Source organism: Achromobacter pestifer, assembly GCF_013267355.1.
Lineage (GTDB): Bacteria > Pseudomonadota > Gammaproteobacteria > Burkholderiales > Burkholderiaceae_B > Achromobacter > Achromobacter pestifer_A.
This window is the reverse complement of record NZ_CP053985.1, coordinates 3,408,686-3,423,726: the sequence shown is the minus strand read 5'-3', so window position 1 is coordinate 3,423,726 and position 15,041 is coordinate 3,408,686. Positions and strand designations below refer to the sequence as shown.

General features: G+C 67.0%; 15 protein-coding genes. 10 read left to right on the top strand and 5 right to left on the bottom strand.

Going from position 1 to position 15,041, the window contains the following annotated elements; all coding sequences use genetic code 11:
• Positions 1 to 147: 147 nt before the first annotated feature.
• Genes FOC84_RS16535 through FOC84_RS16490 form a run of 10 tightly spaced genes read left to right on the top strand, consistent with a single transcriptional unit; the run spans position 148 to position 9,718 of the window.
• Complete coding sequence (locus FOC84_RS16535; protein ID WP_254241988.1) at positions 148 to 1,305, top strand: ABC transporter substrate-binding protein; 1,158 nt, start codon at positions 148 to 150, stop codon at positions 1,303 to 1,305.
• Positions 1,302 to 2,060 carry an ABC transporter ATP-binding protein gene (locus FOC84_RS16530; RefSeq protein WP_173145363.1) on the top strand — a complete coding sequence of 253 codons (759 nt, stop codon included), beginning with the start codon at positions 1,302 to 1,304 and terminating at the stop codon, positions 2,058 to 2,060. The genes FOC84_RS16535 and FOC84_RS16530 overlap by 4 nt, the downstream gene beginning before the upstream one ends.
• Positions 2,057 to 2,797, top strand: coding sequence for an ABC transporter ATP-binding protein (locus tag FOC84_RS16525; RefSeq protein ID WP_173145362.1), 741 nt, complete (start codon positions 2,057 to 2,059; stop codon positions 2,795 to 2,797). Before FOC84_RS16530 ends, FOC84_RS16525 begins: the two co-directional genes overlap by 4 nt.
• Complete coding sequence (locus tag FOC84_RS16520) at positions 2,794 to 3,666, top strand: branched-chain amino acid ABC transporter permease (protein WP_173145361.1); 873 nt, start codon at positions 2,794 to 2,796, stop codon at positions 3,664 to 3,666. The genes FOC84_RS16525 and FOC84_RS16520 overlap by 4 nt, the downstream gene beginning before the upstream one ends.
• A complete protein-coding gene (locus FOC84_RS16515) occupies positions 3,666 to 4,649 on the top strand; it encodes a branched-chain amino acid ABC transporter permease (protein ID WP_173145360.1) in 984 nt (327 codons plus the stop codon). The genes FOC84_RS16520 and FOC84_RS16515 overlap by 1 nt, the downstream gene beginning before the upstream one ends.
• Positions 4,646 to 5,809 (top strand): acyl-CoA dehydrogenase family protein, encoded by a 1,164-nt coding sequence (locus FOC84_RS16510; protein WP_173145359.1) that lies wholly within the window; start codon positions 4,646 to 4,648, stop codon positions 5,807 to 5,809. The genes FOC84_RS16515 and FOC84_RS16510 overlap by 4 nt, the downstream gene beginning before the upstream one ends.
• Before the next feature lie 23 nt (positions 5,810 to 5,832).
• Positions 5,833 to 6,516, top strand: a complete 684-nt coding sequence (locus tag FOC84_RS16505) for a TetR/AcrR family transcriptional regulator (RefSeq protein WP_173145358.1) — start codon at positions 5,833 to 5,835, stop codon at positions 6,514 to 6,516.
• On the top strand, positions 6,470 to 7,804 hold the full coding sequence (locus tag FOC84_RS16500) for a phenylacetate--CoA ligase family protein (RefSeq protein ID WP_173150193.1): 1,335 nt from the start codon (positions 6,470 to 6,472) through the stop codon (positions 7,802 to 7,804). Before FOC84_RS16505 ends, FOC84_RS16500 begins: the two co-directional genes overlap by 47 nt.
• Complete coding sequence (locus FOC84_RS16495) at positions 7,797 to 8,882, top strand: CoA transferase (protein ID WP_173145357.1); 1,086 nt, start codon at positions 7,797 to 7,799, stop codon at positions 8,880 to 8,882. Before FOC84_RS16500 ends, FOC84_RS16495 begins: the two co-directional genes overlap by 8 nt.
• Before the next feature lie 23 nt (positions 8,883 to 8,905).
• Entirely contained in the window at positions 8,906 to 9,718 is an 813-nt protein-coding gene (locus tag FOC84_RS16490; RefSeq protein ID WP_173145356.1) for an SDR family NAD(P)-dependent oxidoreductase, read from the top strand.
• A gap of 47 nt (positions 9,719 to 9,765) precedes the next feature.
• Here FOC84_RS16490 and FOC84_RS16485 read toward each other — a convergent pair whose 3' ends face one another.
• Genes FOC84_RS16485 through FOC84_RS16465 form a run of 5 tightly spaced genes read right to left on the bottom strand, consistent with a single transcriptional unit; the run spans position 9,766 to position 14,979 of the window.
• Positions 9,766 to 10,551 (bottom strand): crotonase/enoyl-CoA hydratase family protein, encoded by a 786-nt coding sequence (locus tag FOC84_RS16485; protein ID WP_173145355.1) that lies wholly within the window; start codon positions 10,549 to 10,551, stop codon positions 9,766 to 9,768.
• Between the two features lie 24 nt (positions 10,552 to 10,575).
• The gene (locus FOC84_RS16480) at positions 10,576 to 11,583 is read right to left on the bottom strand and encodes an acyl-CoA dehydrogenase (protein WP_173145354.1); all 1,008 of its coding nucleotides are present in this window, start codon (positions 11,581 to 11,583) and stop codon (positions 10,576 to 10,578) included.
• 11 nt (positions 11,584 to 11,594) lie between these two features.
• Positions 11,595 to 12,758 (bottom strand): acyl-CoA dehydrogenase family protein, encoded by a 1,164-nt coding sequence (locus tag FOC84_RS16475; protein WP_173145353.1) that lies wholly within the window; start codon positions 12,756 to 12,758, stop codon positions 11,595 to 11,597.
• Positions 12,755 to 14,002: a CaiB/BaiF CoA transferase family protein gene (locus tag FOC84_RS16470; RefSeq protein WP_173145352.1), complete on the bottom strand. Its 1,248-nt coding sequence runs from the start codon at positions 14,000 to 14,002 to the stop codon at positions 12,755 to 12,757. The genes FOC84_RS16475 and FOC84_RS16470 overlap by 4 nt, the downstream gene beginning before the upstream one ends.
• Positions 13,999 to 14,979: a Bug family tripartite tricarboxylate transporter substrate binding protein gene (locus FOC84_RS16465; protein WP_173145351.1), complete on the bottom strand. Its 981-nt coding sequence runs from the start codon at positions 14,977 to 14,979 to the stop codon at positions 13,999 to 14,001. The genes FOC84_RS16470 and FOC84_RS16465 overlap by 4 nt, the downstream gene beginning before the upstream one ends.
• Positions 14,980 to 15,041 lie beyond the last annotated feature (62 nt).

Here is a 15,041-nt window from a genome sequence, read left to right as displayed (position 1 = left end):
ATCGACAGCCGATTTTGGGTCCGGGGAACGCCCCGGTCCGCGGCCTCCGTCAACCGTTGCACCTCGCAGTCCCCATTTATGCAGCACGGTGGCCTAGTCCACCGCAGCGCCGGCGCAGACTGGCGCCACAAAAATCAGGAGACAGGCATGAAGCGGATACAACAGTTGTTGCGCATGGCGCCGCCCCTGGCGCTAGCGGCCTCGATGGCCTTGTGCGCGCCCGCCGGGGCAGCGCCGGCGCCCATCAAGGTAGGCGTCATCTTCCCGCTGTCGGGCGGCGCGGGCCCGCAAGGCCAGCACGTCACGCAGGCGATTCAGGCCATGGCCGCGGTGATCAATGAAGACGGCGGCGTGCTCGGCCGTCCGATCGAGATCGTGTCGCGCGATGACGAATCCACGCCGGCGGTCGGCGTATCGCGCGCCACCGAACTCGTCAGCGCTGGCGTGGCAGTCATCATCGAAGGCTGGAACAGCCCGGTGACGCTGGCGATGCAGCCCGTTATCGCCCGCGCCGGCGTGTTGGACATCACCGCGATCTCCAAGGCCGACCCGATTCTTTCCGGCGAAGGCAATCCGCTGGCGATCCGGCTGAACAGCTCCAATGCCCAGGACGGCACGGTCATCGCCGAATACATCGCCAAGACCGCCGGTGCCAAGCGCGTCGCGTTTCTTACCGAGAACGACGCCTATGGCAATGGCGCACAGGAGTCCATCGAGAAGGCCTTGAAAGCCCTCGGGCATCCCTATGAGAAGGTGGCCGAGGAAAAATTCCCGTTCACCCAGGCCGACTTCCGGGTCGCGATGACCAATGTGCGCGCGGCCAAGCCAGACGTCACCGTCGCCATCAATGCCAACGAGGGTCTGGGCATGCCCGCCATCATCCGGCAGGCCCGCCAGTCACGCTTGCCGGGCCAACTGGTCAGCGCAGTCGGCACCGTCGCGCCCAGCGTCATCAACGTGGCCGGCGACGCCTCGGACGGCCTGATAGGCGCGGACATCTACTTCCCCGATGTCGAGCCCTTCGCTTCGAACAGCGCCAACAAGCGCTTTGTTGCCAAGACGCAGGAGATGTTCAAGTACACGCCGGACAAATTCATGGCGCTAGGCGCGACGTCGCTGCAGGTATGGGCCCAGGCGGTCAACGAGCTCAAGACGCTCGATCGCGAACCCGTGGCCAAACGCATACGCGGCGGCAGTTTCCAGGGCACGCTCATGGGCGACATCACCTTCGAGCCCAATGGCCAGCTGCAATCGCACTACTACCTGTTCACGGTCAAGGACCGCAAGATCGTGGTCCGGCCATGACTGCCGCCCTGCGCGTGGAAAGCCTGGCCGTGCGCTACGGCGCCCTGGTCGCCCTGGAAGACGTCAGCTGGGAAGTCAGCTCCGGCGATCTGCTGGGCATCATCGGCCCGAACGGCGCCGGCAAGAGTTCCTGCTACGACGCCGTTTCTGCGCTGATACCTCGCAGCGGCAGCGTGCACCTGCGCGGGCGCAACATCAGCGCCGTGCCGGCCCATGGGCTGGCGCGGCTGGGCATCAAGCGCGCCTTCCAGCAGAACTCCTTCTTTGACCAGCTGAGCGTGCGCGACAACATGGTGGCGGCGCTGGGCGGCACCGCCGGCCTCGGCACCTGCATTCTGCGCCCGCTGACGGCGCGCCGGCAGGCGCAGGCCCTGCGCGACCAGGCGGGCGAACGGCTGGAGCGCTTCGGCCTGCCGCCGGAATGCCACGCCCTGAAGCCCCACGAAATCTCCTATGGCATGCAGCGCATGCTGTCGATCGCGCTTGCCTATGGCTCCGGCGCCGACGTGCTGCTGCTGGACGAGCCGGCCGCCGGACTGGGCGGCGCCGACATGACGGCCTTGACCGCGCTCTTGCGTTCGCTCAAGGCCGAGGGAGTGGCGCTGGTGGTGATCGAGCACCACATGGACCTCATCATGTCCGTCGCCGACAGCATTTGCGTCCTCAACCTCGGCAGAACCCTGGCCTGCGGGACGCCGGTGCAGATCCAGCGCGATCCGCGCGTGCTGCAGGCCTATCTCGGAGGCGAATCATGACGTCCGCTCCACCCGTGCTGAGCGCACGCCGCCTCGAAGTCGCCTATGCCGGCAACCGCGTGCTGCAGCTCGATCAGCTGGATCTGCAGGCGGGAGAGATCGTCGGGGTCATAGGCGCCAACGGCGCCGGCAAGTCGACCCTGGTCAACGCCTTGCTGGGCTGGTCGCGCGGCCAGCCTGCCGTCAACGGCGAGGTCATGCTGTCGCAACGGCCCATAAGCGACCTGCCTACGCACGAACGCGTGCGCGCCGGCCTGCTGCTGGTGCCCGAGTCGCGTCTGGTGTTTTCGCGCATGACGGTGGAAGAAAACCTCGCCCCCGCGATCACGCCGTCCGGCGAGTCCTCACGCCGCTATTACCGGCGCGACGACATCTACGATCTGTTCCCGCGCCTGCGCGAGCGCCGCCATCACCTGGGCGGCCAGCTGTCGGGCGGCGAACGGCAAATGCTGGGCATCGGCCGCTCGCTCATGATGGGCCCCCGCGCCTTGCTGCTGGATGAGCCCTCCATCGGACTGGCGCCCATGCTGGTGACGCAGGTGCTGCAAAGCCTGCGCTCGCTGGCCAGCGCCGGCCTGGCGATTCTGCTGGTCGAACAGAACGTGCGCGCCGCCTTGCAGGTGGTCGACCGCCTGCTGCTGCTCGAACGCGGCCGGCTGGTGCTGCAGGGTCCAGCCGCCGAGGTAGGCGCCGACCCGCGCATCGCGCAAGCCTATCTGGGAGCACATACGACATGAGCCTGCTGCAACAATTGATCAACGGCCTGGTGCTCGGCCACGCCTATGCGCTCATCGCCATAGGCTGGACCTTGCTGCTGGGCGTGGCCCGGCTGGTCAACTTCGGCCATGGCCAGATGTACATGCTGGGCGCCTTCGTCACCTGGTGGGCGACCACCACCGCCGGCCTGCCCTATCTGCTGGCCCTGCCGCTGGCCATGGCGGCCGGCGCACTGATCGGGGTCGCCATGCAGCGCATCATGCTGCGGGCCACCTTCGAACAGAACCTGGTGTCGATCATGATAATGACCTTGGGCTTCGGCTATGTCATGCACGGCGCGGCATCGCTGGCCTTCGGCTCGACCGGGCAGATCCTGGATACCGCCTGGTCGCAGCGCGACATCGAGATCGGCGACCTATGGCTCACCTGGCAGGACGCCGCCATCGTGGCGGCCGCCATCCTGCTGTTCCTGCTGCTCAAGCGCGTGCTCGACGGCAGCCGCGCCGGCCGGCTGGTGCGCATGGTGGCCGAGGATCCCAAGCTGGCGCAGCTGGCGGGCATCAACGTGCGGCGCGTCTATTACGGCGTGTTCGCTTTCGAAGGCGCGGCAGTCGCCCTGGCGGCCGGGCTGGTGGCGCCGCGCACGCCGATACTGACCTCCATGGGCTTCGAAGAGGTCATCATCACTTTCGTAGTGGTCGTGCTGGGCGGCATCGGCAGCGTGACCGGCAGCTACGTCGCCGGCGTGGCGCTCGGCGTCTTCACCGCGCTGTTCAGCGCCCTGGTCTCGCCCGCTTACGCGACGGCCGCGGCCTTCGCCGTGCTGATTGCCCTCCTGGTGCTGCGCCCCGGCGGCCTGAGCGCCGGCGCCATGAAGGGAGTCCATTGATGACCACGCTTTCCGCCTCCCGCCTCGCGCTGCTGCCCGGCGCCGTCGTGGTGTTCTTCCTACCTGCCTGGCTGGGCGGCAGCCAGGCCCTCTACAGCGCCGCCGTGCTGATCGCCATCATGGCCGTCATGGCCTATGGCCTGGACGTGATCGTCTCCGATCTGGGCGAGGTCAGCCTGGGCCATACGGTGTTCTTTGCCGCCGGCGCCTACGTGACGGCATTGCTGGCCACCCGCGCCGGCGCGGGCGCCTGGCTGACGCTGGCCGCGTCCATCGCCGTCGCACTGGCCCTGGCGGCCGTGATCGGCCTGATCACCCTGCGCTTGCGCGAATTCGTCTTCTCGCTGGTGACATACGCCGTGGCCGTGGTCGCCATGACCTTGGCCGCGAACTGGACATTCCTGGGAGGATCGGATGGCATCCGCGGCCTACCGACGCTGGACCTGTCCATCGGCGGATGGCCGCTCAATGCCGGCAATGACCAGACGCTTTGGCCCTACGCATTCGCGCTCCTGGCGATCACCCTCTACCTGGTGGACCGCTTCCGCCACTCGCGCCTGGGGCAAGCGGCGTTGATGGTGCACCTGAACCCGCGCCTGGCCACCATGAACGGCATCGATCCGCTCAGAGTGCGCTTGCAGGTCTTCCTCTTTTCGGCGCCCATCACCGCCTGCGCGGGCTGGCTCTATGCCTATCAGCGCGCCTACGTCAGCGCCGACATCCTGGAAACCTACTTTCTCATCCTGATGTTGACTGCCGTCGTGCTGATCGGCCGCCGCCAACTGCTGGGGCCGCTGCTGGCCACGGCGCTGGTCCTGATTCAAGAAAAATTCTTCTCATTCGGCGGCTACATCGACAAGATCGTGCTCGGTAGCCTGCTGATCCTTGTTCTGGCTTTCTTTCCGCAAGGGCTGATGGGCCTGCTGGCGACACGTCGCAAGCGTCCCAAGGCCATGGCGACCACACTGGAGAACTCGAAGTGACCGTTATCTGGAATCCGACGCTGGACGACAACGCTGCCCGCTGGCAGGCTCTGGCCCACAAGCTGGGCTCCGAGCGCTTCGCGCCGCTCGCCCCCGAGCTGGACCGTGAACAACGCTATCCCTGGGAGACAATTTCCGCCCTGGTCGAACACAAATTCACCGGCCTGTTCCTGCCCACGCAATGGGGCGGCCAAGGCGCCAACCTGGTCGCCACCGTGGCGGTAGTCGAAGCCTTGGGCACGCACTGCGCTTCGACCGCCGCCATCATGTGCGCCTATCAGCTGGGCGCGTTTCCCCTGCTGCTGGCCGGCACGGACGAGCAGAAATCCTTCTATCTGCGCGAAATGGCCGAGGGCCGCGCCACCAGCTTTGCACTTTCCGAGCGCATCGCCGGTTCGGACGCCGCTGCCATCGAGGCCACGGCCGTGCGCGAAGGCGGCGGCTGGCGCCTGCGCGGGGAGAAATACTGGATCGGCAATGGCGGGGCTTCGCGCTACTACGTGGTCTTTGCCAAAACCGACCCCACGGCAGGAGGACGCGGCATCAGCGCCTTCATGGTCGATAAGGAGCAGCCGGGCGCGGTCATCGACGAACTCTCCGACAAGATGGGCATCCGCGGCACCCAGACCTCGAACCTGAAACTTGACCTGGTCGTTCCCGACAGCGCCCAGGTCGGCGAGCTCAACCGCGCACTGCGCCTGGCGCTGCAGACGCTGAACGTCGGCCGCATCATGGTCGCCGCCCAATCCCTGGGCGTGGCGCTGGCGGGCTACCGCGAGGCCGCGGTCCGCGCCGTGTCGCGCCGGACATTCGGCCAACCCATCGGGGACAACCAGGCCATCGGCTTTCGCCTGGCCGACATGGCCACGGAGATCTCAGCTGCCCGCATGATGCTGTACCAGGCCGCCCAAGCCTACGACCGCCAGGAAGATGTCTCCAACCTGGGCGCCATGGCCAAGCTGTTCGCCTCGGAGGTTTCGCACCGGGTAGTGGACAATACCGTTCAGATCTGGGGCGGGCTGGGCTATTGCAAGCCTACGGTGGCCGAGCGGCTGTACCGCGACCAGCGCATACTTGAGATCTATGAGGGCTCTTCCGAAATCCAGCGGCTGGTCTTGTCGCGCGCGGTTCGCAAGGAGGCGGAAGAGCTGGCTATTTGACCCGATTCCGAAAAGAGGTAGCAATGGTGAGTGCACAACAGAACCCGGCAGAAGTGGGCGGCGGCGAGTCGCGCGAAGAAATCCTGCTGGCGGCCGCGGAACTCTTCATGGAGTTCGGCTATGCGGCCACTTCCATCGACGCGGTCGCCCAACGTTTAGGCGCCACCAAGGGCCGCATCTACCACCACTACCGGAGCAAGGCGGACCTGTTCTTCGACGTCCAGGTGGCGGCAATGACCAGGCTGACCGACGAAATCGATCCCATCGCCCGTGGCAGCGGCAACGCGGTCGAACGCCTGTCGGCCATGGCGCTGCGGCATACCCAGATTCTGTTGAAGGAACTGCCGATGCAAAAGGTCGCGGTACAGGGGCTGGAGCGCCATCTGCTCGAAGCCTCGGCGGCCGCCAAGCGGCTGCGGTCCGTGGTGAAGATGCGCGATGACTACGAGCAGATGTTCGTCGAGGTGATCGACGACGGCATCCGCGAGCGCGCCTTCGTCGACCTTCCCGCCAAGCTGTTGAGCAAACCCTTCTTTGGCGCGCTGAACTGGGCCACCGTGTGGTACAGCCAGCGGCGTCTGCAGAGCGAAGCGGCGATCGACGATATCGCGCATACCCTCGCGGCCTACGCGCTGCGGGGTCTACTCAAGGACTCCAATGATGAAGCAGCAAGAGCAACTCCCCTATTCCAGTACCATCTGGAGTGAGGTCGAAACCTGGTCGCGCGACCGCATCGAGAGTTTCCAGATCGACGCCTTGCGCCGGCAGCTGCGGCGCGTCGCGGACACCAGCGTGCATTACGGGAAGGTCTTCGCGGATGCGGGTTTCGTCCCCGAGGATCTCAAGACCCTGGCGGACCTGAGACGCCTACCCTTCACCCACAAGCGCGACTATCTCGAAGGCCTGCGCGCCGCCCCGCCCTTCGGCACGCTGGCCGCGGTCCAGCCCGGCGAGGCCGTGCGGGTGCACTTTTCCTCCGGCACCACGGCGCAGCCCGCCCCTGTGCTTTGGACCCAGCACGACGTCGACCGCTGGGCCGAGCTGTACGCCCGCTATCTCTACGGCCAGGGTCTGCGCCGCGGCGACGTCTTCCAATGCATGTTCAATTACGCCTGGTTCGTCGGCGGCCTGGGCGCCACCCTGGCCGCGCAACGGGTCGGCGCGCTGGTGATTCCGGGCTCGTCCGGCGACACTCAACGCCAGGTGGAAACGATCTTCCAGTACGGCACGGACTGCGTCATCGGCACCCCGTCCTTCATGGCCCACATGGCCGAGACCGCCCAATCCATGGGACGGGACCTGCGCGAGTCTCGCGTGCGCATGGTCTGCGTCGGCGGCGAGCCCGGCGCCAGCGTGACCGGCACGCGCGAACGCATCGAGCGCCTGTGGGGCGCCAAGATGTTCGACTGTTACGGCGCCCTGGAATGCCAACCCATAGGCTGGGATACCGCCGCACAGCTCGGCCCCACCCTGGCCGAGGATTTCATCTACGTCGAGATCCTGCACCCCGACACGCATGAGCCGGTGGCCGATGGCGAACGCGGCGTGCTGGTGCTCACCCACTTGGACAAGCAAGCCTGCCCGTTGGTGCGCTGGTGGACTGGCGACATCGTGGTCCGCGACAGCCGCCCGGGCCCCGATGGCCGCACCCATGCCCGCCTGCCAGGCGGCGTGCTTGGCCGAGCCGACGATATGCTGATTGTGCGCGGCGTGAATCTTTTCCCCTCCGCCATCGAGGACGTGGTCCGGGGCTTTGCCGGCGTCAGCAATGAGTACGTGATCATCATCGACGACAGCGTGAAGGACCCGAGCACCGGCTTTCTGACTGGCGTGAAGCTGCGCGTCGAACGCGAACCCGGCGCCAGCGCCGACCTGGGCGAAAAGCTGTCGCAGCTGCTGCGCGATCGCCTGCAGGTGCGCTTTCACGTGGAAGTGGTGGAAAACGGCACCCTGCCGCGCACCGTCCACAAAGCCAAGCGGGTGATCCATGCCTGAGGCCGACACACCCCGTCCACTCGCCGGCAAGCGCGTCATCGAACTGTCGCAGTTCATCGCCGGCCCTACCGCCGCGCAGTACCTGGCGGATTTCGGCGCCGACGTGGTCAAGATCGAGCCGCCGCGCGGCGATGGCGTGCGTACCTTGCCGGGCAATGGCTTCGGCAGCTTCTACGCCCGCAGCTTCAACACCGGCAAGCGCAGCCAGGTGCTGGACCTGGGCGCGCCGGATGGACGCGAGGCGCTGGAGAGGCTGCTGGCGCAGGCCGACGCCTTCATCTGCAATCTGGCGCCGGGATCGCTCGCCCGCCTCGATCTGCAGGGTCCGGCCCTACGCGAACGCCATCCCGGCCTGACCATCGCGCTCATCTCCGGCTATGGGCAGCAGGACGACCGCATCTGCATGGACACCATCGCGCAATGCGAATCGGGCTACGCGCTCTTGAACGGCGACGAGGACGGCTCGCCGCGCTTGTCCACAAGCTGGCCCGTGGACATGTTCAGCGGCCTGTACGCGGGCCTGGCCTGCGCGATGGCGGTGCTCGAAGGACGCGCGCGCTTGATCGATCTCTCCATGATGGAGGTGGCGTCCGCGATGCTGCTCGGACCGGCGGCGCTGGCGCTGAGCGAAGGCGAAACACTGGATCCGCCCATGGGCAACCGCGACCGCGCGTCGGCGCCTTCCAGCATCTACCGCTGCGCGGACGGACACGTCTACATCCTGGGCGGGCTGGACAGATATTGGGCGCGCCTGCGTCCGCTGATCGGCGCCGTTGACGCCCCCATCAAGGAACGCATACGCCGCGCGGCGCACTTCGATGCCCAGGTGGAAGCCTGGACCCTGCCGCAGACCCGCGAGGCCGTGCTCAAGCAGATGCGGGAAATGCAGATTCCGGCCGGGAACGTTCGACCGCCAGCCGAAGCGCTGGCGCTCATCCGCGGTCTGCGGCCGGGAGCCGTATCACAGGAACTCGCCAACGGTGAACACGTGCCGGCCTTTCCCGCCCTGTTCGACGGACAACGCATCCCCCGCAGCCCCACGCCGGCGATCGGCGGCGGGCGGCGGCAGGTCTCTTGAATTCCTACTTTCAGGTAAACCTCATGAAATCTGACACTTGCACGGAATCCACCCAGGTCATGCGGCCCGGCGTTCTGGTCGGCCGCAGCGCACTGGTTACTGGCGCCGGCTCCGGCATCGGCCGCGGCATCGCCCTGCGCTTGCTGGCGCTGGGCATGGACGTGTTCGGCGTGGGGCGGCGCGAAGAGCCCTTGGCGGAAACCGCCGCAATGGCCGAAAAACTGACCGGCGACTTCAGCCATGCCTGCGCCAATATCCGCGATACCGCCGCCATCGAGGCGCTGATCGCCGAAGTGGGCGAACGCCAGGGCATCGACCTGCTGGTGAACAATGCCGGCGGCCAGTTCTTCGCGCCTGCCGCGCAGATCAGCCGCAAGGGCTGGGATGCGGTGATAGACACCAATCTGAACGCCGTCTTCGTCGTGACCAAGGCGGCCTACCCCTTCCTCAAGGCTCGCCAGGGCGCGGTGGTGAATATCTCGCTATCGGGCGTGGACCGCGGCTCCATGGGAATCGCCCACTCCATCGCCGCGCGCGCCGGCGTGCTGGGCCTGACTCGGACTCTGGCCCTGGAATGGGCCGCTGACGACATCGCGCTCAATTGCATCGGCCCCGGAGCAGTGATCACGGAAGGGCTGGCCGGCGAGGCCGCGCAGGCCATGCTGGACCGCCTGGTCGCCGCCACGCCGATGGGCCGGGCCACATCGATCGAAGAAGTCGCGGAACTGGTTGCCTTCCTGGCCACGCCGGCCGGCCACCTGATGACGGGCCAGCTGCTGCAGATCGACGGCGCCGCGCACCTGGGCAGCGGCCTGCACATGATGGTCACGCACTGACGCCATCCGGCGTTGCCGATGCAACCTGGCATCGGCAACGCCGCCCTTCAAAACCTCGGCGCGCGCTTTTCAATGAACGCGGTAACGGCCTCATGGTGTTCGGCGGTCTTGTGAGCCAGCGCCTGATAGCTAGCCGACAACTCCAGCAAGGACGCCAGGCTGCTTTGCTGGCCTTCGCGCAACAGGCGCTTGGTCATGCGCATGACGCCGCCCGGATTGGCGGCGATCTTCGCGGCCAACGTCTTGGCGGTCGACAGCAGCTCCGCCGCCGGAACCACCCGGCTGACCAGGCCCCAAGCCAGCGCATCCTGCGCGCTGATGGCCTCGCCGGTGTAGGCCATTTCGCTGGCACGGGCCATGCCCACCGCGCGCGGCAGCAGCCAGGCGCCGCCATCGCCCGGCACGATGCCGACACGCACGAAGCTTTCGGCGAACGTGGCCGTGTCGGCGGCGATGCGGATGTCGCACATGCAGGCGATGTCCAGGCCGGCGCCGATGGCCGGGCCGTTGACGGCGCAGATGACGGGCACGTCCAAGCCATGCAGCGCCAGCGGAATGCGCTGGATGCCCTGGCGGTACTCCTCGCAGATGCGCTCCGGGGTCAGGGCATCGTCGAAGTAGCGGCGCATGTCCTTGACGTTTCCGCCCGAGCTGAAGATCGGCCCGGCGGCGGTCAGGATCAGCACCTTCACGCCCGCGTCCTGGCGTATGTCCGCGCACAGCTGCACGATCTCTTCGATGGCGGTGTTGCCGGTCAGCGCATTGCGTGTTTCCGGCTGGTTCATGGTGGCGACGACAATGCCGCCCTCGCGTTCTATCTGAAGAAAGGCCATGCAAGAATCTCCTGAAAGCCGGGCTTACGCCGGGACGTCGGTAATCGTGCGCACCAGGTCCAGGGTCGGCCCTGCGTGCGCGAACAGTGCTGCGCCGGCCACGTCCTGCCAGTAGGCCTCGCTGCCCGCGGTCTGGCGCCAGGCATGCAGACGGCGCGTGTAGAGCTGCAGATCGTATTCTTCCGTAAAGCCGATGGCGCCGTGCACTGCGTGCGCAAGCTCGGCCACCACCAGCGCCGCCTCGCTGCAGCGCGCCTTGGCAACCGCGACCCGCAGCCGGTCCGGCGTCACGCCTTCGGCGTGGCAACCCAGCTGCGCCGCCATGCGCGCGGCGCAGACATGTTCGCTCATGACGGCCAACTGATGCTGGATGGCCTGGAACTTGCCGATGGGCCGGCCGAATTGCTGACGTTCATTGGCGTATTGCAGGGTGCGCTCCAGCACGCTGCCCAGCGCGCCCGCCATCTGCGGCGCGACCACGCAAGCCTGCAAGGTCCGGATATCCATCGACGCATCGATCGGGGCGAGCGGCGCGGCCGCGACCTCGGCCGGGTCCCAGCTCATGGCGGCGTCCAGAGCCAACGCATGCGGCGTGCGGCGCGCCTGCGCGGCGTCCAGCAAGCGCCAGGCCCCGCCGGCCTGCACCAGCACGCTGTCAGCCACCGTGCCGCCACGCACCAACGCGCAATGCCAGGCGCCATCCACCCGTTGCTCGCCGCGCGCCAAGGCGATGCTGCCTGCCGGCCGCTGCGTGGCCGGGAGCAGCGCGCGCGCAATCATGGTCTCTCCCAGCAGCAAGGGCAGCGCGTGGGCACCGCATTGCTCCAGCACGCCGAACACCTGCTCCAGGCTCAGCCCGGAGCCGCCCTCGTCTTCGCCGACCAGCGCATCGGCCAGGCCCGCCGCCTCCAGCTGTTGCCAGATCCTGCGGACAGCGTCGCCGCCCGCCTCGCTGTCGCGTACCGCCTGCGGCGTGCAATGGTCCGCCAGCACCTGGCGCGCGGCATCGGCGTAAAGATCGTTATCGCTCATGTCATGCTCCTTCAGCGCAGGCCCAGGCCGCGCGCGATCATGCCGCGCAGGATCTCGCGGGTGCCGCCTCGCAGGGAAAACGAGGGCGAAGCCTCCGTCACGTATTTCAAGGTCATCAGCAATTCCACCGGAATGTCCTCGGCCTCGCGCGAGTACAGGTCTTCCGCAATCCAGGCCGGGATCATCTGTTCCAACGTGGTGCCCAACTCCTTGACCAACGCCGCCTCCACGATGGGACTGGCGCCGCGCGTCAGTTTCTCCTGCACCGATACCGACATGGCCCGCAGCGGCGTCAGCTGGCCCAGCACCTTGCCCGCCAGCCGCTGCGCCGAGGGCGTGCGATTGGGCGGCAGGCGCGCATAGTCCAGCCATTGATCGAACAGCACGATGCTGGAGTACAAGCGTTCCGGACCGCTGCGCTCGAACGCCAGTTCGGCCGTCACTTGCTCCCAGCCCTGTCCTTCGTCGCCGACCAGCGCGTCCGCGTCCAGCTGCACGTTGTCAAAGAACACTTCGCAGAAGTGGCTGTCGCCCGACAGATCCTCGATCGGCCGAACCGTCACCCCGGGCAGGGACAGGTCGACGATGACCTGGGATAGTCCCTTGTGCCGGTCCTCCGGTCCGCCCGAGGTGCGCACCAGGGCGATCATGTATTGGCAGTGATGGGCATTGGTGGTCCAGATCTTCTGGCCATTGAGCAGCCAGCCGCGGTCGTTGGGCACGGCGCGCGTGCGCACGCTGGCCAGGTCAGACCCCGAGTTAGGTTCGCTCATGCCTATGCAGAAGAAGGACTCGCCCCGGCAGATGCGGGGCACGTGGAAGCGCTTCTGCGCCTCGGTGCCGTACTTGAGGATGAGCGGCGCGCTTTGCCGATCCGCGATCCAGTGCGACCCGACAGGCGCGCCGGCATTGAGGAACTCTTCCACCAGCACATAGCGCGCAAATGCACTGCGTCCACCGCCGCCATACTCGCGCGGCAGGGTCAGGCCGATCCAGCCGCGCTCGCCCACACGCCGGCTGAATGCGGTGTCGTAGCCGCCCCAGGACCGCGCCCGGATATGCGCCGGCATGTCGCGCACGGCCTCCTGCAGGAAGGCGCGGACGGCGGGGCGCAGGGCCTCGTCTTCAGGTGGAATGCGAGTCAGCGGCAACGCAAGTGAATTCAGACTGCTCATCCCAGGACTCCATTGATTCGATGCGTATGCAGGGTCTCGACGCTCAGGCCCAGAAGGCGGGCCAGGACGGCGTCGGTATGCTGGCCCAGCTGCGGCGGCGCGTGGCGGTAGCTCACTGGCGTATCCGACAGGCGGATGGGGCTGGCGACCAGCGGCACTTCGCCCGCCTGCGGATGCGGCATGCTCATGCGCAGGCCCCGCGCCTGGACCTGCGGGTCCTCGAACACGTCCGCGACGCTATTGATAGGCCCGCAGGGCACGCCGTGTTGCTCCAGCAGGGCGATCCATTCGCGCGTGCTGCGGGTGACGGTGATGGCGCGCAAGCCCTCGATCAGTTCGTCGCGATGCGCAATCCGCGCCGCGTTGCGTGCGAAACGCTGATCTTCGGCCCATTGCGGCCGTTCGATGGCTGTGCACAGGCGCGCGAACTGCCCATCGTTGCCTACCGCCAGGATCATGTGCCCGTCCGACGTCGGAAAGTCCTGATACGGCAGCGTATTGGGATGGGCATTGCCCATGCGGCGCGGCGCTTGCTGGCCATACAGATAGTTCATCGCCTGGTTGCCCAGGCAGGCCACGCCGACGTCGAGCAGGGCCAGGTCGATATGCTGGCCGCGTCCGGTGTGCTGGCGCGCCTGCAGCGCCGCCAGGATGGCGGTGCTGGCGTACAGCCCCGTGAGGATGTCGGTCAGCGCCACGCCCACCTTCATGGGACCGCCGCCGGGCGCGCCGTCGGGATGCCCCGTGATGCTCATCAGGCCGCCCATGCCCTGGATCAGGAAGTCGTAGCCGGCGCGATGCGCATACGGACCATCCTGGCCAAAGCCGGTGACCGAGCAATACACCAGCCGCGGATTCAGCTTGCTCAACGAGGCATAGTCCAGGCCGTACTGCGTCAGGCCGCCGGTCTTGAAGTTCTCGATCAGCACATCGCATTGCTGCGCCAGCTGCCGCACCAGCGCCTGCCCTTCCGGCTTGGTGAAATCGATGCTGACCGACTGCTTGTTGCGGTTGGCGCACATGTAATAGGCGGACTCGCCGGTAGGCTGTCCAGCGGGATCGGTCACGTAGGGCGGCCCCCAGGCGCGAGTATCGTCGCCCATGCCCGGCCGCTCCACCTTGATCACTTCTGCGCCCAGGTCGCCCAGCGTCTGGGCGGCCCAAGGGCCGGCCAGCACGCGCGACAGATCAAGGACCTTCACATTCTGCAGGGCTGGTGCCGTCATGGCCGCCTCTTCCTTCATTGTTGGGGGACGTTCGCCTGCTTGACGATGCGCTGCCACAACGCGATTTCCTTCTGCTGGAATTCGTGCATCTGCGCAGGGCCGCCCGTCATCGGCGTGGCGCCCAGGCGTTCATAGAAGGCGCGGGTTTCCGGCAACTTGGATATCCGCGTGAAAAGCTCGGCCAGGCGCGCGGTTTGCTCAGCCGGCGTCTTGGCGCTGACCATCGCGCCGACCCAGGTATAGGCTTCGAATCCGGGCAGGCCGGCCTCGGTCGCCGTCGGCACGTCGGGGGACGTCCCGACACGCTGGTCCGACGCCACCGCCACCACCTTCACGCGGCCGTCCTTGGCCAGTTCCTGCACCGCCGTCACCTCGGCGAAGGTGTAGTCCACCGTGCCCGCGGCCACAGCCATGATGGCTTCACCGGCGCCCTTGAACGGCACATGCACTGTCTTCAGTCTGGCGCTGTCGTTCAGCAATTCGCCCATCAACTGGTAACCGGCCGAACCCGCGCCGAAATTCACCTTGCCCGGATTGGCCTGGGCATACGCGATCAAGTCCTTCAAGGTGCCGTACGGCGCCTGCGGACTGACGGCCAGCATGGCGGGCGAACGCATCATCATGGTCAACGGCGCGAAATCCTTGACCGGGTCGTAGGGCAGCGCCTTGAAGAGCGCCGCATTGACCGCCAGCGTCGAATTGCTGCCAATGAAAACCGTGTACCCGTCCGCCGGCGACGACAGCACGTTCTTCACCGCGATGAAGCCATTGGCGCCCGGCTTGTTCTCCACCACCACCGGCTGCCCGGTCAGTTCCTGAAGCTGGCGGGCGAAATAACGGGCCGAGGTATCGGTGCCGCTGCCTGGGCCGAACGGCACGACGAACTTGATCGGCCGCGAGGGGAAGGTCTCGGCGTGCGCGACGGCCTGATGGCCGGCGGCGCCGAGCAAGGCCACGGCCAACATGGCCGTCAGCATATGTCTGCGGTGTTGCATGGAAGTCTCCTTGGGTGGAAGGCCGGCCGCTCTAGGCGGCGGTCCTGGCCTTATGGTCCAGT